This window comes from Dyella sp. (genome assembly GCF_036746095.1).
GTDB lineage: Bacteria > Pseudomonadota > Gammaproteobacteria > Xanthomonadales > Rhodanobacteraceae > Dyella_B.
This window is the reverse complement of sequence record NZ_DAIOEU010000081.1, coordinates 1-18461: the sequence shown is the minus strand read 5'-3', so window position 1 is coordinate 18461 and position 18461 is coordinate 1. Positions and strand designations below refer to the sequence as shown.

The 18461-nt window shown below is 58.1% G+C and carries 18 protein-coding genes and 1 pseudogene; 8 read left to right on the top strand and 11 right to left on the bottom strand.

The genetic code is table 11. The annotated features are described in order from the left end of the window. Nucleotides 1–289 precede the first annotated feature (289 nt). Both V7M64_RS20595 and V7M64_RS20590 read right to left on the bottom strand, forming a co-directional pair. Complete coding sequence (locus V7M64_RS20595; protein ID WP_333681834.1) at nucleotides 290–652, bottom strand: YXWGXW repeat-containing protein; 363 nt, start codon at nucleotides 650–652, stop codon at nucleotides 290–292. Nucleotides 653–784: 132 nt separating this feature from the next. Then, the gene (locus V7M64_RS20590) at nucleotides 785–1114 is read right to left on the bottom strand and encodes a hypothetical protein (protein ID WP_333681832.1); all 330 of its coding nucleotides are present in this window, start codon (nucleotides 1112–1114) and stop codon (nucleotides 785–787) included. Between the two features lie 356 nt (nucleotides 1115–1470). Between V7M64_RS20590 and V7M64_RS20585 the strand changes: the two genes are divergently transcribed. Next, the gene (locus V7M64_RS20585; RefSeq protein ID WP_333681836.1) at nucleotides 1471–2076 is read left to right on the top strand and encodes a TetR/AcrR family transcriptional regulator; all 606 of its coding nucleotides are present in this window, start codon (nucleotides 1471–1473) and stop codon (nucleotides 2074–2076) included. Nucleotides 2077–2093: 17 nt separating this feature from the next. Further along, nucleotides 2094–3026 carry an alpha/beta hydrolase gene (locus tag V7M64_RS20580; protein WP_333681831.1) on the top strand — a complete coding sequence of 311 codons (933 nt, stop codon included), beginning with the start codon at nucleotides 2094–2096 and terminating at the stop codon, nucleotides 3024–3026. A 221-nt stretch (nucleotides 3027–3247) separates the two neighbouring features. Here V7M64_RS20580 and V7M64_RS20575 read toward each other — a convergent pair whose 3' ends face one another. Further along, entirely contained in the window at nucleotides 3248–4486 is a 1239-nt protein-coding gene (locus tag V7M64_RS20575; RefSeq protein WP_333681830.1) for a dicarboxylate/amino acid:cation symporter, read from the bottom strand. Between the two features lie 377 nt (nucleotides 4487–4863). On the opposite strand from V7M64_RS20575, the gene V7M64_RS20570 reads away from it, so the two are divergent. From V7M64_RS20570 to V7M64_RS20550, 5 genes are all read left to right on the top strand, one after another. Next, complete coding sequence (locus V7M64_RS20570; protein ID WP_333681828.1) at nucleotides 4864–8469, top strand: methylmalonyl-CoA mutase family protein; 3606 nt, start codon at nucleotides 4864–4866, stop codon at nucleotides 8467–8469. After that, complete coding sequence (locus V7M64_RS20565) at nucleotides 8470–8652, top strand: hypothetical protein (RefSeq protein ID WP_333681827.1); 183 nt, start codon at nucleotides 8470–8472, stop codon at nucleotides 8650–8652. A gap of 610 nt (nucleotides 8653–9262) precedes the next feature. Then, complete coding sequence (locus tag V7M64_RS20560) at nucleotides 9263–10516, top strand: energy transducer TonB (protein ID WP_333681825.1); 1254 nt, start codon at nucleotides 9263–9265, stop codon at nucleotides 10514–10516. Between the two features lie 545 nt (nucleotides 10517–11061). After that, on the top strand, nucleotides 11062–11829 hold the full coding sequence (locus V7M64_RS20555) for a hypothetical protein (RefSeq protein ID WP_333681823.1): 768 nt from the start codon (nucleotides 11062–11064) through the stop codon (nucleotides 11827–11829). Nucleotides 11830–12181: 352 nt separating this feature from the next. Next, nucleotides 12182–13318 carry a glycosyl hydrolase family 28-related protein gene (locus V7M64_RS20550; protein ID WP_333681821.1) on the top strand — a complete coding sequence of 379 codons (1137 nt, stop codon included), beginning with the start codon at nucleotides 12182–12184 and terminating at the stop codon, nucleotides 13316–13318. Nucleotides 13319–13416: 98 nt separating this feature from the next. On the opposite strand, the gene V7M64_RS20545 is transcribed toward V7M64_RS20550, so the two are convergent. The 7 genes from V7M64_RS20545 to V7M64_RS20515 form a co-directional block, all read right to left on the bottom strand. Further along, nucleotides 13417–13911 carry a hypothetical protein gene (locus tag V7M64_RS20545; protein ID WP_333681819.1) on the bottom strand — a complete coding sequence of 165 codons (495 nt, stop codon included), beginning with the start codon at nucleotides 13909–13911 and terminating at the stop codon, nucleotides 13417–13419. After that, the gene (locus V7M64_RS20540) at nucleotides 13911–14375 is read right to left on the bottom strand and encodes a hypothetical protein (protein ID WP_333681818.1); all 465 of its coding nucleotides are present in this window, start codon (nucleotides 14373–14375) and stop codon (nucleotides 13911–13913) included. The genes V7M64_RS20545 and V7M64_RS20540 overlap by 1 nt, the downstream gene beginning before the upstream one ends. A gap of 117 nt (nucleotides 14376–14492) precedes the next feature. Next, nucleotides 14493–15326 carry a restriction endonuclease gene (locus V7M64_RS20535; protein WP_333681817.1) on the bottom strand — a complete coding sequence of 278 codons (834 nt, stop codon included), beginning with the start codon at nucleotides 15324–15326 and terminating at the stop codon, nucleotides 14493–14495. 483 nt (nucleotides 15327–15809) lie between these two features. Further along, nucleotides 15810–16076 carry a hypothetical protein gene (locus V7M64_RS20530; protein ID WP_333681816.1) on the bottom strand — a complete coding sequence of 89 codons (267 nt, stop codon included), beginning with the start codon at nucleotides 16074–16076 and terminating at the stop codon, nucleotides 15810–15812. Between the two features lie 2 nt (nucleotides 16077–16078). After that, nucleotides 16079–16426: a RebB family R body protein gene (locus V7M64_RS20525; protein ID WP_333681815.1), complete on the bottom strand. Its 348-nt coding sequence runs from the start codon at nucleotides 16424–16426 to the stop codon at nucleotides 16079–16081. Between the two features lie 4 nt (nucleotides 16427–16430). Next, on the bottom strand, nucleotides 16431–16670 hold the full coding sequence (locus V7M64_RS20520; protein WP_333681814.1) for a RebB family R body protein: 240 nt from the start codon (nucleotides 16668–16670) through the stop codon (nucleotides 16431–16433). Between the two features lie 11 nt (nucleotides 16671–16681). Beyond that, nucleotides 16682–16915 carry a RebB family R body protein gene (locus V7M64_RS20515; protein WP_333681813.1) on the bottom strand — a complete coding sequence of 78 codons (234 nt, stop codon included), beginning with the start codon at nucleotides 16913–16915 and terminating at the stop codon, nucleotides 16682–16684. 406 nt (nucleotides 16916–17321) lie between these two features. Here V7M64_RS20515 and V7M64_RS20510 point away from each other — a divergent pair, with 406 nt between their 5' ends. After that, a complete protein-coding gene (locus V7M64_RS20510; protein WP_333681812.1) occupies nucleotides 17322–17987 on the top strand; it encodes a MarC family protein in 666 nt (221 codons plus the stop codon). Between the two features lie 48 nt (nucleotides 17988–18035). Here the strand turns inward: V7M64_RS20510 and V7M64_RS20505 are convergent. Further along, nucleotides 18036–18461, bottom strand: a pseudogene (locus V7M64_RS20505) (hypothetical protein); the annotation flags it as partial.

The window sequence follows — 18461 nt, the reverse complement described above, 5'->3', positions numbered from 1 at the left end:
GTTGTGGCAGAAGACGACTTCTTCGTGGCCTGTTTTAGCGATGGTTTCGAAAATCATTGGAACTTGAACTCCACGTTTGACGGTGCTGGGGAAGGCACTCGAATGGGAAAGCGTTGGCCCCGCCAAGGACCTGACGCCTGAAACTCAAAACCCCAGCAAAGAGGCTGGGGCGGTGAGTTATCCGAATAATTCTAGTACGAGCGATGAAGGCACCGCTTTCGCATCGCAGCAAACAAAAAAACGCTCCGCAGGCTGCGGAGCGTTTTTTGTTTACGTGAAAGCGATGTGTTTACCCTTGAACCCAAACGCCTACGCGCAAGTGCCAGCCATCGGGACGATGTTCCCAATGATGCGGCACGTAGTGATAGCCAGGGCGCACCGGCTCCCAGTGACCATGCATCGCAACGTAGCGGCCGCCGTCCCAATGCCAGTAGCCGCGTGCCCACACGTAACCCGGACGCGGTGGCGGTACTTGTTCAATCACTTCCACCGGCGGCGGTTGCGGAGCAATCACCTCCACCACGTGCGGCGGCGGCGGTGGCGCAACGTACACGACACGACGTGGCCGCGGCGCTGGTTGTTCCACCACACAACCGGCAAGCGTGGCTGCCACGCCGGCCACAACCAGCAAGGATGCAAAACGTAATGACATTGAAGCCCCCAGGGAATTGGATCGGAGCTGCCGATCCGGTCAGCGCCACATGCAAGTCTAGTTGGCGAAGCTGGCGCGGAGCCTGCGCTTGGACATGCGAGGAAGCGCAGGTTTTTGCGGAGAATCGAACCATCAGCGACCCCAGCGGCCATCACGCCAGTACCAATTCGGTCCACGGCGCTCCCACACACCCGGATACCAGCGATAACCCGGACGCGCACGCACCCACGCACCTGGTACCCACACGTAGCGATGCGCGCGTGGCTGCCAACGCCAATACCCTTGCGTCCACATCCAACCGGGACGGCCCGGCGGTACACGCTCAAAACGCGGCGGCGGTGGCGCGACATTGATGCCTACGCCCACTCTGATTTGCGCGGAAGCCGGCGGCGTGTAGCTCACGCTGGCCAGCGCAAGGCCAATACCTGCAACAAAGGCCAGTTTGCGGGTGATGCTGATCATGGGTCTCTCTCCTTAAAGTGCGGCAGCTGCACGTGGACGGCTGTCGAATTGGGGAACGCGAGCGTGTCTGATCGTGTTGACGTGATTGCTTTGGCTGGTTCAGGTAGCAGCAGAAGTATTTGCGATGGTCGTGCAAGCTGGGGGGGGGAACGGCGACTTGGTTTTTGTTTTGCGTGGTGGCGAGAGTGTGCCCCCCGCCTCTCCCTGGATGGCCAATCTCGCCTCACGTCATTCCGGCGAACGCCGGATGACGAGAGGGGGAATCTCCTGCAGGGCGGGCGCGCCCAACGGGCCCACGTGATTTGGCCGCTTTCGCCACTAGAAATAAAACGAACGATCGTGCTATTTTGCTGGCCATGAGCCCAGCCATCACCCCCAGCAAAGGCGCCGCCACCCGCGAGCTGATCCTCGACCACGCCTACGAATTGGCCCGCCAGGACGGCCTGGAGGGCCTCTCGATCGGCGCCCTGGCCCTTGGTGTCGGCATGTCCAAGAGCGGTGTGTTCGCCCATTTCGGCTCCCGCGAAGACCTGCAACTGGCGTTGCTGGAAGCTACCGGCAAACGTTTCGCCAGCTTCGTGATGGCGCCGGCCCTCAAGCAGCCGCGTGGGTTGCAGCGTTTGCGCACCATCGTGGAACGCTGGTTCGAATGGGGGCGTATTCACCAGAGTGGATGCGTGCTGGTCAGTGCGGTGACGGAGTACGACGGCCGCGACGACGGTCCGCTGCGCACCTGCGTCAAACAGCAGCAGTCGACCTGGCGCAGCGAATTGGCTCGTGCGATTCGACTGGCTATGGAGGTGGGCGATCTGCGCACCGACGTCGAGCCGGACCTGCTCGCATTTGAAATCTATGCCTTGATGCTCGGCCTGCACCATGACGCCGGGCTGTTCGGTTTTGAACAAGCCAGCCGCCACGCCCATGCGGCCGTCGATCGCCTGTTTGCCAGTTATCAGCCCTGAACCCCCAGGAGCACGCCATGACACGCCAGACTGCAAACCCACGCCGCCGTTCTCCGCACTCCAGCTTCAAGCTTGGCGTCGTACGCATCGGATTCGCCGTAGGCGGCCGGCTTGCACCCAAGCGAACCGTGGACCGCGCCGCGCGTTTGTTCGGCACCCCGTTCGCCAGCAGCCGCGCGCGTTCGCGCGCCGCGCAGCCGGATAGCGACATGCAGCGCGGCGAACTGCGCATCAACGCCCAATCCATCGCTACCTACGTATGGGGCGACCCCTCCATGCAACCGTATGCATTGCTGGTGCATGGCTGGTCCAGCTTCGGCCTGCGCTTTCTGCCATGGATCGTGAAGCTGCGCGCACTGGGTTTTGCAGTGGTGACGTTCGATCAGCCCGGCCACGGCGCCAGCAGCGGCAACTTCTGCACCTTGCTGGATTTCATCAACACCGTGCGTGCGGTAGGAAAACACTTCGGCAACGCCGCGTTGGCGGTCGGCCATTCCATGGGCGGTGCCGCGGTGGCACTGGCGCAGGATGTGGAATGGCGTGCGCAACGCCTGGCATTGATTGCGCCTGCCGCGGACATCGAAGCCGCGGCCAATCGCTTCATCCGCTTCGTGCGGCTGGGCGAGCACCTGCGTGAGCCGTTCCTTTCCTGGTACGCAAAACGAACCGGCGTCCATGCACGCGACCTGACCGTGCACCATCACGTACTGTCGCTTGGCCAGCCGGGTTTGATCGTGCACGACCTCGACGATCGCGAAGTGCCGTGGGAAGAGGGCGAGCGTTATGCGCGGTATTGGCCGGGTGCGCGATTGCTTACCACGCAGGGACTTGGGCATCACCGCATCCTGGATGCGGCGGAAGTGATCGAGGCAACGCTGGCGTTTGTGCGTGGTGAAAATGTGGGCGATCGTGTAGTGGCCTCGCCGAATTTGCCATTCGGCTTGGCGTAGTCAACCACCTCACCGTCATTCCGGCGAAAGCCGGAATCCAGTGTAAATGCGCTGTGCGAAGCACTCGACATAAAAGAATGTTATGTGTGCTTCGCACGGTTTATTTGTACTGGATTCCGGCTTTCGCCGGAATGACGGTGAGGCAAGAGTAAGCGTCACGGCGACAACCCACAAAAAAACCTACCCCGCTCACACGGGGTAGGTTCCATCACAACCAACACTCACACCCGGTTGTAACACGCCTCGTCCAACACCCCTTCCGACTTCGCCACCATCACCGCCGTCACCGTATCGCCGGTCACGTTCGCCGACGTGCAGCCCATGTCCAGCAAGCGATCCACCGCTGCAATCACCGCAATCACTTCCAGCGGCAAACCCGCCGACGCCAGCACCAGGCTCATCACCACCAGCGCCGCGCCCGGCACACCTGCCGCACCGATCGAGGCCAGCGTGGTGGTAACCACCACCATCACCATCTGCATCAGCGACAACTCAATGCCATACGCATTGCTGGCAAAAATCGCCACCGTACCCAGATAAACCGCCAGCCCCGACATATTGATGGTGGAGCCCAGCGGCAACACGAAACTGGCCACGCGCGGATCCACGCCAAGGCGTTGCTGCGTGTTTTCCAGATTCAGCGGCAAGGTTGCCGCACTGCTGGCCGAGGAGTAGGCAAACAACTGCACCGGTATCACCTTGCGCAGGAACGGCAGCGGATTGAGGCGGAACATCATCAGCATCAACGCACACAACACCAGCATGAAGAAGATCATCACCGCATAGGCCACCGCCACCAGCGCGCCGAGGTGACCAAGTACCGAAAAACCATGGTCGGCCGTGACGTAAGCCATCAGGCCGAACACGCCGATCGGCGCAAACTTCAGCACCATGCCGATCAGCTTGAACACCACCGCCGACATGCCCTCAAAGAAGTTGCGCACCGGTGCGGCTTTCTCGCCCGTCAGGTTGATCGCCAGGCCAAACAACACCGCAAACACGATCGTCGGCAACAAGGCGCCATCCGCAAACGATTTGAACGGATTGGAAGGAATCGCACCCAGCAGCGCATCCTTGATGCTGGTCGACTGCTCCGCCACCGCGTCGCTCGCGCCGACGGTGAGGCCAAAACCGCTGCCCACGTGGAAGAAACTTGCCGCGCCCATGGCCAGCACCGCCATGATTGCCATCGATACCATGTAAATGGCAATCGACTTCCACGCAATGCGCCGCATCGCCGCCAGGTCGGTAAGCGAAGTAATGCCGCACACCACCGACACAAACACCACCGGCACCACGCACATGCGGATCAGCGACATGAACACGTCACCCAGCGGTTGCAACATCTTGGCCGGTTCACCAAAGAAATGTCCGATGGCAAGGCCAAGCAGCATCGCGATCAGAATCTGATGCCACATCTGCAAGCTGAATCGTTTCGCCGAAGTGATGGATGAAGTCATGGGTGTGTCCCGATGGAAAAGTGCGAGTCGAGCATGCGATGTGCTCTGCGCGGTTTAGAGAAATCTCAATGGAAGTTGGGCGACTGCTGAAAATTTTGTTATTCGTTATGAAGACGATGCCCGCCGTAGCGTGTGCATCCCCTCACCGCCGCCATTCCGCGAAAGCGGGAATCCATGTTGCCCTGAATGGATTCCCGCTTCCGCAGGAATGGCGGCCAAGCAAGAAGTGCAGCGCAAGCGTGTGAAGCAGGCGTTGCACCCGCTCAGAAAGCTATAGATGGCAGCCACCGCTGTCTGCCAGCGATAGACCACAAGCGTTCCACCCACAACCCCACTAGAATAGTTGCACTTGGAACATCCCCGTTCTCGGAGTCCCCATGAGTTCCCCCGCCAAGCACGTTCCTGCCACCGCCGCGCAGCCTGAAACCAGTCCGCTGCGCTTCGTTACCGCCGCCAGCCTGTTCGATGGCCACGATGCCGCCATCAACATCATGCGCCGCATCATTCAATCGCAGGGCGCGGAAGTCATTCACCTGGGGCACAACCGCTCGGTGGAAGACGTGGTGCGTGCTGCATTGCAAGAAGATGCCGACGCCATCGCGCTGTCCTCCTATCAGGGCGGCCACGTCGAGTACTTCAAGTACATGGTGGACATGCTCAAAGAGCGCGGCGCCGCCCACATCCGCGTGTTCGGCGGCGGCGGCGGCACCATCACCCCGGAGGAAATCCGCGAGCTGCAAGCCTACGGCGTGGAACGCATCTACCACCCCAACGACGGCATGAAGCTCGGCCTGGTGGAAATGATCGAAGACGTCATGCACCGCGCCGGCAACGCCGCCGCGCAGCGCGAGCAGAACGATGCCATCGTTCCCGCCGACATCACCATCGACAACGAAATCAGCATCGGCCACATGCTCTCCGCCATCGAAGAGAGCAAGCTGAGCGACATCGAACTCGCGCACCTGCGCAAGGAATGGTCGCTCGCCGGCAAGCACACTCCCGTGCTCGGCATGACCGGCACCGGCGGCGCCGGCAAATCCTCCGTGGTGGATGAATTGCTGCTGCGCTTCCTGCACGCCTTTCCGCAGATGCGCATCGCCGTGCTCGCCGTCGACCCCACGCGCCGCCGCAGCGGTGGCGCACTGCTCGGCGACCGCATCCGCATGAATGCGCTGCGCAGCCATCGCGTCTACATGCGCTCCATGGCCACGCGCCGCCAGAACGCCGCTACCAACGAAGTGCTGCACGACTGCATCAGCTTCCTGAAGAGCCAGCCGTACGACCTGGTCATCGTGGAAACCGCCGGCATCGGCCAGAGCGATTCGGAAATTGTCGACCTGGTCGACTTCCCCGTCTACGTGATGACCAGCGACTACGGCGCCGCCAGCCAGCTCGAAAAAATCGACATGCTCGATTTCGCCGAACTCGTCGTGCTCAACAAGTTCGACAAGCGCGGCGCGGAAGACGCGCTGCGCGATGTGCGCAAACAGTGGAAGCGCAACCGCAACGCCTTCACCCTGAAAGACGACGACGTGCCGGTGTATCCCACCATCGCCAGCCAGTTCAACGATCCGGGCGTCACCTGGATGTTCACCAACCTGTGCCACCTGTTGCGCGACAAGCTGGCATCGAAAGGCGGCGAGCACGCCATCGAATCCGCCCACTGCGATTTCAAGCCAAATCTGGATGTATCGCTGAAAGAACCGCGCGCCACCGTACTCATTCCCGGCGCACGCGTGCGTTACCTCGCCGAAATCGCCGAGCAGGGCAGGGGCATCAATGCCGAGATCGAGCGCGAAGCCGAATTCGCCAGCAAGGCGCAGCATTACTACGAGTCGCTGAAAGAACTAGGCGATCCCAAGCTCCCGCGCGAACTGGAACGCTACGACCACGACGACCTCCACCCCTCCGAACACTCCAACAACGTCGTCCCGGCGCAGGCCGGGACCCAGTCAAATACGCCGCGCGAAGCGCACGACATAAAAACAACGTCACTGGACCCCGGCCTTCGCCGGGGCGACGAAATCGTGGATCGTTCGCTGCTACTCCTCCGCCAACGCTACAACGCCGCCCTCCGCGAACTCAGCCACGAAGCCCTGCACCTCCTGCGCGACTGGCCCAAGCTCTACAAATCCGTCACCGACGACGTCAACGAATACAAAGTGCGCGACAAAGTGATCCGCGTAGAAAACTACCGCGTATCACTCAGCCACCAAAAAATTCCAAAGGTTTCGCCGCCCAAAACCAAAGACTGGGGCGACCAGCTGCGCTTCCTCATGCGCGAAAACCTGCCCGGCCACTACCCGTACACTGGCGGCGTGTACCCCTATCGCCGTACCGGCGAAGACCCCACCCGCATGTTCGCCGGCGAAGGCACGCCCGAGCGCACCAACCGCCGCTTCCACTACCTGAGCCAGGGCGGCGCCGCCACGCGCCTCTCTACCGCGTTCGATTCCGTCACCCTGTACGGCGAAGATCCCGCGCCGCGCCCGGACATCTACGGCAAGATCGGCAACTCCGGCGTCAACATCGCCACCCTCGACGACATGAAGAAGCTGTACTCCGGCTTCGACCTCAGTGCGCCGAGCAGCTCCGTCTCGATGACCATCAACGGCCCCGCGCCGATCATCCTCGCGATGTTCATGAACACCGCGATCGACCAGAACGTGGAGAAATACCTCAAGGCCGATAACGCGCGCTGGGCCGCCGCGCAAAAGCGCATGGACGAACTCTTCGCCGGCAAAACGCGCCCCGCGTATTCCGGTGATCTGCCCAAGGGCAACGAAGGCCTCGGCTTGAATCTACTCGGCGTCACCGGCGACCAGCTCGTCGACGCCGAAACCTACGCGCGCATCAAAGAAGAAACCCTGCAAACCGTGCGCGGCACCGTGCAGGCCGATATCTTGAAAGAAGACCAGGCGCAAAACACCTGCATCTTCAGCACCGAATTCGCGCTGCGCATGATGGGCGACATCCAGCAATACTTCGTCGACCACAAGGTGCGCAACTTCTATTCGGTCTCCATCTCCGGCTATCACATCGCCGAAGCCGGCGCCAACCCGATCAGCCAGCTCGCCTTCACTCTCAGCAACGGCTTCACCATCGTCGAGTATTACCTCGCGCGCGGCATGAATATCGACGATTTCGCGCCGAACCTGAGCTTCTTCTTCTCCAATGGCATGGACCCGGAATACACCGTGATCGGCCGCGTCGCCCGCCGCATCTGGGCCCGTGCCATGCGCGAACGCTACGGCGCCAGCGCCCGCAGCCAGATGATGAAGTACCACATCCAGACCTCCGGCCGCTCCCTGCACGCGCAGGAAATCCAGTTCAACGACATCCGCACCACCCTGCAAGCGCTGTATGCCTTGTTCGACAACTGCAACAGCCTGCACACCAACGCCTACGACGAAGCCATCACCACGCCAACGGAAGAAAGCGTGCGCCGCGCCGTCGCCATCCAGATGATCATCAACAAAGAACTCGGCCTCAACTTCAACGAGAACCCCTGGCAAGGCAGCCACATCGTCGACACCCTCACCGATATCGTCGAAGAAGCCGTCTACAAGGAATTCGAAGCCATCAGCGAACGCGGCGGCGTGCTCGGCGCCATGGACACCATGTACCAGCGCGGCAAGATTCAAGAAGAATCGATGTACTACGAGCAGAAAAAACACGACGGCAGCCTGCCGCTGATCGGTGTCAATACCTTCCTGCCCAAGGATCACGGCGGCGAGATTGCTACCGAGATCGAGCTTATTCGTTCGACGGAAGAAGAGAAGGGGCAGCAGATTGAGAACGTGCAGGCGTTTGGTAAGGCCCGCAACATGCTGGCGCCCGATAGCCTCAAGAAACTGCAAGTAACGGCACGCGAACGCAAGAATGTGTTTGAGCAGTTGATGGAGGCGGTGAAGTACAACTCGCTGGGGCAGATCAGCCACGCGCTTTATGACGTGGGTGGCGAATATCGGCGGAACATGTAAGTGATTAAGTTAATCGCGGCCAGGCCGATGGGCGATTACCCGCTCGAACTGCACTTTTTCGACGGTGCGACGGGTATTTACGACTTTGGCCCTATCGTGGAAACGGCTACCGCCATGACGGCCCCTCTAAGCGATCCTGCTTTCTTCGCACGCCACTACATAGAATTCGGTGCTCTGGCGTAGCCCAATGGCCTCGATTTCAGTGCTGGATCGCTGTATCGACGCTTGCAGGATGCAGGGAAGCTGAAACACGCTGTCAGAGCAGCATAGAGTACTTGTCCGCCACGATGTCTGGCGCTGTGGCCCGGTCGCTTTACGTGACGGAGTGCTGAGTCCATAAGGTTGACGCGAGATATGGCCACCACGGCCCGGCTCCCTCTCCCCTCCGGGGAGAGGGTTGGGGTGAGGGGCTGTGCAGCGCGCCATCTTCCATCTAGCCAAGAACCACCCCCTTGCAAAAACCGGGCAAAGGGCGAGTTCGCTCCGAACCGGATCGTAACCAACCCTCAAACACCGTTACCCCGGAGAACGCCGGGGCCCAGCGACTTTGATAGTAGGCCCCACAGCAGGATCAGCTCGCGCCTGCTGCAAACAAACCCCATGACTAACCTGAGTAACGCAATAGCCCGCAGCGCTTGTTGAAGCCAATCAGCGATTACACGCCTTGATATCCCGCGCAGTTCAGCCGCAAACTAAATGCGGGTAGGCCATTCGCCAGCAAACACAGGCCATGGCCGAGACGAGTGATTGCTATCGCTCGCATGGGATGTAGAACGAAAGGGAAACAGGGGCTATGGATTTTCGATTGACGAAGTGGCGCATGCTGCGCCTTTTGTTCGCGGCTTGCGGCCTGTTTGCTGCGTTGCCGGTCATGTTGGTTGCGTACCCCACGACGGTAGCGGATCCCTCCATCGTCCGCCCCGCATTGGCGACAAAGCCTGCGCTTGTTTATCCACCCGAGGCTATTCGACAGCGTCATCAGGGCACGGCGATGGTGTTGCTCATTGTTGATGTGCATGGCATACCGCGAAACATACGGATCCAACGCAGTAGCGGGTTTTCAGAGTTGGACAAGGCGGCACTCGAAGCCGTACAGCACTGGACCTTCAAACCGGAACTCAAGTACGGCATGCCCACCGAGGCAGAAGTAGCCATCCCGGTGTCTTTCAATCTGAACGTGCTGGGAGATGATCTGCCCATAGCAGTGAGCGCCTTGAGCAACGAACTGTTCCGCATCTGGTTGCCGAATGGAGACGCGTTCACCGCGTCGCTGGAAAATGGCAACCTCGCCCTTGAGCACTACGCCCCGTTCAAGCTCGGGCCAGGGCAGCATGTCTTTCCGACGCCGCCGTCCAATGCAAGCAGCTATGCGCAAACACTGGAAACGGCCTATCACGACGCCTACGTTGCAGCCATCCATCATGGGGAGCCACCGGCGTCGCGCTGTCTGATCAACTGCCTGCGCACGCTGAGGATGGTTTTCTATGATGGAGCCACCGTTTTTCTAAATGTGCAGGATGAGAGTTCCGAGGCAGTCCTGCTGGCCTTGTATGGACTGCCGACACCCGACGACGCGCGTGCGGCGGGCGCTATGACGGCGTATCTGCACCAGCATCCCGGATTGGAATTGAATAACTGGGAACTGCGGGACAAAGCAGGCGCCACTGTGAAGTCGGCGCTCCTGTATTACTACGATCTACCAAAGGGTGCAGCCGTCGCCTTGAGCAGAATGTCCATAGCCCCTCCACCGCCTTCACCGCCAGTTCCTCCCTCCAGCACTGACGGTATAGAAGCATCGGCGGATGTCTGCCGACGCACGATGGTTCGTGAGGCCGAACACACTCTGGCTGATTCGGCCGCGCAGATACCGGTAGTCACCGTCGTAGTCGATCGTAGTGGCCAGGTTGCGCGCGAATGGATCGCGCGCTCCAGTAATTCCAAGTTCGTGGATGTTTCTGCGCTCAATGACGCAGCGCATTGGACCTTTAATGGAATTGCCTGCGAAGGCCAGCGGGTGACTGAATCGGTGGGTATTGCAAGGCAATAAAGCAGTGGAGAAGCTCCAATGACTGGCGTCAACACTTCTTGCTGAAGGATCCTGACAGCGAGATCACTACCGAGATCGAGTGGATCCGTTCGACAGAAAGAGAAGGAGTAGCACATTGCGAATGTGCAGACGCTTGACGATAAGGGCTCGACGAGAAAGGTCGGAGGTAATTATTAAGGTTTCTGTTTGTAGCGCCATCAAAAATAGCTATTTCCAGACGATTGGAGCAAGCTCGAGTGACTTTACTAACGCAAATCTTAGTAAATTGCCTTAAGGCAACACTGAATAGGCCGTCCGCCGGCGAACGACGCGAAACCGGGGGCGTAGCCCACTTCAAGTTTGAAGCGCAAGCAAGCACACTCTGGCTCTAAATTTTGTGGCGCAGGGAAAAAAGGGTCTTTCCCAGTGGCGTCAGATGGCGCATGATTTGTCGGTGCCGAAAGGTGGCACAAAAAAGGGGTAAGCGGGTAATGCAGGGCTGGACATGAGGTTTGTCCAGTGCGACGCGCGTCCTTGCGAACGTCGATCACGATACAGGGGAATGTATGAAGTTCACGGTTAATTTGCGCATAGCGCTTTGTGCAGTTGTTGCCAGCTTGATTTCCGGATGTGTCAATCCGGTGCAAATCAAGAATGTTCAAGAAGACAAAGCCGGCTATCTCACCGATCATTTCTCGCCGGACAATCTGCCGGGGCCGGTTCGCAAGACCATCAGCGAAGCGGACGGAGGGCGGCTCAATTTCAAGCGCATTGTCTATCGCCAGACATGGACCTTGAACGTCGACGACAAGAACAAAACCACAACCATGGATGAAGCCACCACGCTTACCAATGCGGGCGGTGGCTTTGTGGAGTTCCTGTCGGAGAATTCGCGCAATGGCGTTCCCATGAGCCAGATGTACAAGCTGAGTTACAGGAATTTGGTTCCTCTAAAGTCGCAAACCATGAATCTGTCAGCACGCGTTGCTCCTCTCCTTATGGAGGTGAAGAACTTCAAGCATTTTGACCCGATTACTTCGCTACGGAATGGCCTTGAGTATGAATTCCAATATGGAACGTCAGTGCAGATTATGAACTTTCGAGATGGGCGCACCTCATGTGTACGAGGAGACGCTAAGCCTGCTACGGACGTGTACGCGTCACTATCAGGCGAAGCCTGGGACGTGGTCTGCACGGAATACAACATGAATGGCGTGCCGCAGAGCAAGAGGCGCTATGTTTACCTCGATAAATATGGTGTCGCCATCAGCGTTCACTCTGAGCTCTCCACGGGAGTGAGCGATGCAAAGATCACTTCGATAATTATCGAGTAGGACGAGCGTGACGTGTAGCGTCACGTTCATTTCTTGAAGAAAGCGGTCGAAAAAAAGGGGTAGGTTCATCTATTGAAGAACGGGGTCAGGTTCTGAGGTTTCCCCACGTTTTTCATCGTATCCTCAATATGACGACGTGCTCGAGCAGATGGGATTTCCGGCATGAAACGTGGGGAAACCTCAGGATCAGAGTCTGAAGTTTCCCCACGTTTCGCAAACTTCAGGGTCAGAGTGCACTTTCAATTTTGAGGGAAAGAAAGTCCACTCCCGTCTGGTTTTTTGCCATGTTTTTTTTTGATGGCTCGAATGCATTCGAGCTACTGTCATGAAGTGCAATCACTTGAGGAATGACATGGAAAGGCGTCAATTTATCGGTACTTTACCGTTTGTCGTTGGTGGTGTTTTAGTAACAGGCCCGTCGCTATCTCACGCACAGACAACAACACCGCAGCCCGTGGTATGGACAAACGTCAAAGCATTTGGTGCTACGGGAGATGGGGTTACGGACGACACGGCCGCCATCCAGGCCGCCATCAATTCGCTCGATCAGGACAACGACTACCGAGGCGGCGTTCTGTATTTTCCGGCAGGACGCTATCGGTGTACCTCCACGCTAGTCTTTACGGCTTATGCGGCAGGATTCGTTCACAACATCATCGCTCGAGGTGATGGTCCACAAAGCACGTTTTTGGACTTCAGTAGCGCTGGAGCAGGCGTTTCTGGGCTTGCATTTGGCTCGGGTGCGCAATTCGGCATAGAGGATATGTTGATCAACGGCGCACCGGGTCACGGAATCGTAGTGGGGAACGGTAATACGGTAGGAGGCTCAAGCTACTGCTCTCTATTCACCATCAGGAATGTGCGCATCCAAAATTGCCAGGGCAATGGCTTCATGTTCATTAATGCCTACATGGGCACATTGTCGGACTGCTGGTCGGCATCGAATTCAGGTATCGGATTTCTCTTTGCCGGCTATCACACATCGCTCAATGTCAGTCGGTGTTATGCAAGCTCCAATCAGGGAATAGGGTGGTCGTTGAATGGAATGACCTACTCTACGTTCACGGCGTGTGGCGCCGATAGCAACGTGTGGGGATACGCCATGACTAACATGGTTGGCGTGGCGTTTACTGGCTGCGGTGCAGAGAGTAATCAGGCCGAAGGCTGGTTGTTGAAAACTGGCTCGTCAACCGTTGCAGGCCTACCGCCGCAAGTTACGGACATTCACGGGGTCACGTTTACTTCTTGCGCGAGCTATTTCAACAGCAAGAAGGGAACGAATGCCTCTGGATCGCACCTTGCAGCGTTGACCGGTGATAATCGCCCCATTCAATTCAAAATGTCGGGTAATGCCTCATTTTGTAATTCTGGATCCAACGTAAGCATGGTCCTAAATGGAGCGGGTGGTCCCATCACAGTTTACGATGAGCTTTCTTACTTTGATGGGGGGTGGGTGACAACGGGCTCGGTTACACGCAAGACGCTTTAAAGAAACCTCAGGGTCGGAGGTAATTAAATTGCCTTAACTACCTACGACCCCGTGGCCAGTACGTGAATATGCACCGTTTACTCGTGATCTCCACGCACTCATTCCGAGTGCAAGATTCTTTCTAGCGGGACACCAACTTTCGACTCAATCTTCTTGTACTCAGTCTTGACGAATTCAAGAAGCTTTTCGAGATGAATCAAATACGCCTCTGCGTCCTCAAGATCTTTCTGTGAAGTTTGATCTCTAAGAAGGCTTTCCCTATAGAGGATGGCGTCGCGCACCGAGGAAACCATAAGCAGCGCATAGGGATCAGAAATCTCCATGGCTGTTGCTGCTTTGCCGCTGTCTTCGACGCGATATGCCAAGGTAGGAACGTCGGACTCGAAAAAGTCGTCGAGGGGAAGGCTGAGGCTTGCTTCAATTTTCTTGTATCGATGCGTGATCTCGTCGAGAAATACCGACAAATCCACTGCGTACTCCTCGTAGTCGGTGCGGTTTCGTAGCGTTTCGCTCTGAAGCAGTCGCTCGTGATAGAGCACGGCATCACGGACGGCGCATACCGCCAAAGGAGCCAGGGTGCTGCTAAATATCATCAGACAGCCTCTTTGATGGCGTTTTCAGCCAACTTGTTCAGCAGGAACTTAAAGTGCGAAAGCGGCATGTCGCGAGCGGGCGCTATAGTGTGGTGGGTGGCGTCCAGCTTCTTGTTGTAGTGATCACGTACTATCGCCAATCCCTCGGGAAGGACGGTGCCTGCGGGGATGCGGTAATAGCTCCAATCTTTTCCGCCAGGTATCCCCGGTGCATCCCAGGTGCTGATACCACGCGGCGTCTCGGAGACGGTTACCCACGGGACTTTATTGCGAGAGACGATGGTGATGTCCGGTGGACGGGGGCGGCCATTTGACATGACGAAGGGTTCTTCAATCAGCTCGAACAAAGCCATGCCGCGCTGATGATTCAAAGCCCGCCAGAGCGAAGTGGGTACGTGGCCTTCGTAGTAGCGATCGATCTCGCCCTGTTCCACCAGGATTTCCTTCAGAACCTTCGTTTCCATATCGCCTCCTTGTGGTAACGCTTCAATATCGAACGTTAGGCAGAACACGGCTTAATGAATCGCCAGACTGCCATGCGCGAGTTACGCAGACAAGTCATCGCGCCATCTACACGAAGGTCACGCCATTCTGGTGCCCCGACACGCTGGATACTCCGCGCAACCCCAGAAGTGATCTTTGGTTTGGCGATTCAAACGCTTGATCATATTGGCACCACACTTGGGACAGGAGGGGCTTGGTGAGGGTGGCCGTTCGGGCGCGGGTGTATCGACGGGGTTGGTCATTGCCGGGGCCACCTTCGCGAGCATTGGCCTCTGCACGTCACGCACCAACGCAAGCAGCACCTCACCGTTTATCAGCTCGATAGGTTTGCCTTCTGCAAACCGCCGTGCATCCGTGGTGTAGTCACCTACCGCGACAATCTTCACCGCCTCAGCGTGGTGATGCGTCAGCAGGCCAAGCATCTCCCGCACGACTTTGACGTCAACGCGCTGGGTCTTCCATTGCTTGCACTGTACGAGCGTGACCTTGCCGTCCTTGTGCAAAAGCAGATCGATACCGCCATCCGCGCCACCAAGGCCGGTTTCGCGAATCGTATAGCCCAGGCGACGAAACGCTTCGCCCACCAGCATCTCGAACTCTCGCCAAGTCATCGCACGCAGGCTATCGAGCCCTGTCTGCGTTTCCAGTAAGCGCCTGCGGTGGCGGCTGCGTATATAGGAGCCGATGGCCCCCACCCAGCAAATGACCAAGACCATCCAGGCAAGGGGTGCCCAGACACCACCCGAAGCTTGTTTGCCGAGACCTTGGAGTAAAGGATTATTGGACGCCGACATATACCAGCCGACGCCGTAGCGAATCGCTACGTAAGCGACGATGCCCAACACGAAACCGATGGGCCAGGGCATCGAAGCCAATAGCTCGATGCCGCTTTCCTTGCGCTTTGCCATCACTCCCCCTGATTCATGCATCTACAAGCGGTACTTGGACCTATTCGCAGTCAATCTTCGCGGCGCCGCAAAGCGTTACCCCGTGCTTGAGCACGATGGGGATGCTGCTGCGGCGCTTATTATGAAACTGGCAGAACGGCACAATCCACGGGGTTCTGCCATCTTCCCCTTCGAGCCGGACGTGTGCGCCGACCGCCACCGGGCGTCGGCAATATCTGGCACAGCATTTGTCCGGCAACCGGAGCCGGGTTCCGCGTATCCAGTGCGCAAGCCAGGTTTTGGGGGCGACTTTGCACACGCATTTACGGCGCGATGTTCCAACCATGTTGTATGCAATAGCGGGCATATCCCTTCCTTATGTGAAAAGAAAAACGTCCCACTGCCGGGCCCGGGAAGCCCATCGTCAGCTCGGATGCCCGAGTTTTCTTGGGATAGGCCGCGGCAAAAACAGCGGGACGTTTTTCTGGTTTCCTGGCGCTGACGCCGTCAGGCGCCTGGTTTCCTGGTTGCTTGCTGCGCCATGTCCACGGCCTTTGTCACCCCGTGCACCGCTGTGGTTACTGCTTCTTCGGCGGCGCGCATGGCCTCCTCGACTTGCTGATGGCTGGTAGTCAGGGCGGCCATGATTTGCTCATGCGTGCGCTGGATCTGTGCGGCCACAGCGTCGATGGATGGACTGTTTTGCGAGGTGGGTGGAGCAGTGGTGGCGTCTGCCTGGGACAGCGGTGGAGCTTCTTTTTCGTCGCCTGTCATCGTCATTTCCCCGGTTGAGTATTGTCAGCGGGTTTGCCTTTCACTATGGCGCTGAGGCGCTCGATGGTCTCGGCGAGGTCGTCGCCTCTCAGTGCTTCATCGGCAAAGCGCAGGGCCTGCTCAGGGTCTGAGTCCAGAATGGCGCGGACGGCGGCGGCGGTAACGGCGTTGCGCAGCATGTAAACGTGTTGCTGCTGCGCGACGGCGTTTTGAATGGCCACCGACACGGCGTGGGCCATGATCTGGTCCGCCATGGCACGCGCCAGGGCGTCGGACGAACCGCCGACCGACGCGTTGACCTGCGTTATGGCGTCCGTGATCTGGCTGTTGACTGTGGTTTCGTCGGCCATGACGTCACTCTTGCGCTGGCGTGTTGCCGAGAAGCGCCTCGGCGCAACGCGAAACGATGGCCATCGACAAGTTGTTTGCATTCTGCTGATGCGTGACGAGGTTTTGTGCCGCGATGCCGGCGGCGTGCGCAAGGGATTGATACAGCGAGCTCAGCGCTACCGAAGGCGCTTCACCAATCACCTTGACGTTGGACTGGGTGACCGAATCGGTAATCTGATCGTTGACGGAAGTTGGAAAAGCCATGGGTCGCCTCCTTAATTACCGGCGGAGCCGACAAGGGACTGCACGCACCGCGTAAGCAGCGCTTGCGACAAGCTATTGGCGTTTTGTTGCTGGGTAACCAGGCTCTCCGCTGCAATCCCGGCGGCATGCGCAAGGGATTGATACAACGAGCCAAGCGCTATGGCGGGTGCTTCGCCAATCACTTTTACGTTGGATTGGGTTACGGCGTCGGTAATCTGCGAATTCACTGCGGTAGGAAATGCCATCTCTCAAAATCCCTGTGTACGAGTGGTGGAATTCAACATAGTGGCCGGAACAAGGTTGTTCCGTTGACGTAGCTTGGATCTGCCCTGTGAGGCGTCAATGGCCTAAGCATGAAATGAGCCATCTAAATACAGGTCGTGGAAGTTGTTTATTTAACAGCGAGTTGTCAACACGTAATGCTGGCCGTGCGGGCTGTATGTTGCGGAGTATTTCGTCAATTACCGACCCGATACGTCAGCGGCCATGTGAAGACTTTGTGTAGACTCACCTGATGTGTCGACAATGGGGCGGGGTAGGCAAGTCAGCATGAGACGTGAGCCTACGGCGCGTTGGTCAGGTCTCCTGGTATCTCGACAAGCTGCAGACTCTGCGCGGGCAGATCGTTTCTCTAAATAAGGTTTGGCGAGCATGGCATCCGAACTTCACCAGTTTATCCATTTGCTCTTTATCGGCGTTGTAGCGTTGTTTCCGGTGGTGAACCCCATCGGTACCGCCTTCGTAGTGATGCCTTACTTCGCACAACTGGATCGAGCCGGAAAAAAGCGGGCCGTAGGTCAGATCACGCTGTACGCGTTTTGTATCTGCACGGTAACCCTGATCGCCGGCGCATGGATTTTGAAATTGTTCGGGCTGTCGATTCCCGTGGTGCAGCTGGCGGGCGGCATCATGATCTGCAGGATGGGCTGGGAATTCCTTACGTCCGACAAGGATGAAAGCGCAGACAGCAGCGATAGTGTCGGTGAAGCAAAGCCGCGCATCGACGACAAGTTGTTTTATCCGCTGACGTTCCCGCTTACCACGGGGGCGGGAACGATCTCGGTATTGCTGACGCTGAGCGCGCATGGTTCGGATGCCGACCTGCGCCAGACCTTGTACAACATGCTCGCCATCCTGCTGGCTATCGTGGTGATGTGCGTGCTGATCTATGTGTTTTTTCTCAACACGCAGCGTATCGAGCGCTATCTGGGATCCCAGGGCGAGCGGATTTTCAATCGTTTGATTGCGTTTTTTATTTTCTGCGTGGGGCTGCAGATTGCTGTGACGGGCATCAAGACGCTGTTTGTGGGGAAATAAGACTGTTCCAAGAAGGGAGCGTCGCTTCGCAGGGGCCTACCCGGCAACTCAGTGCCCGGCCATAGTCTGGTCAATCCACGCCGCGTAAAAACTCACCCGCGCGGCCGCAAAGCGCTGCCCGCATACTCCCATGCGGAACGAACCATCCTGCATCTGCTGCACGAGATGTTTCACTTCGCTAGCTGTGCCATCCAGGCCGTGAGTGACACCGGCCAGATAGGTGCGGCCGGCCACTTCGATGGTGACTGGGCCGCCGCTATCGCCACCCGCTGTGGCGCCGCTGAGGGCCGGGGCGCTGGCGCTGCAATCGAATACGTAACGCAGCCAAGGGCCATCGGCTTGGGTGAGGCGATTCTCTGCGCGTCGTAATTGAGTGCGATGGCTTTCGCTATCCGGCGCGCCAGTGAGGTCGGTGCCGGTGGCGCCTGCGCCGTAGACCGTGCTCAGCATGCCGGGCTTGGCGTTGCCGCGATC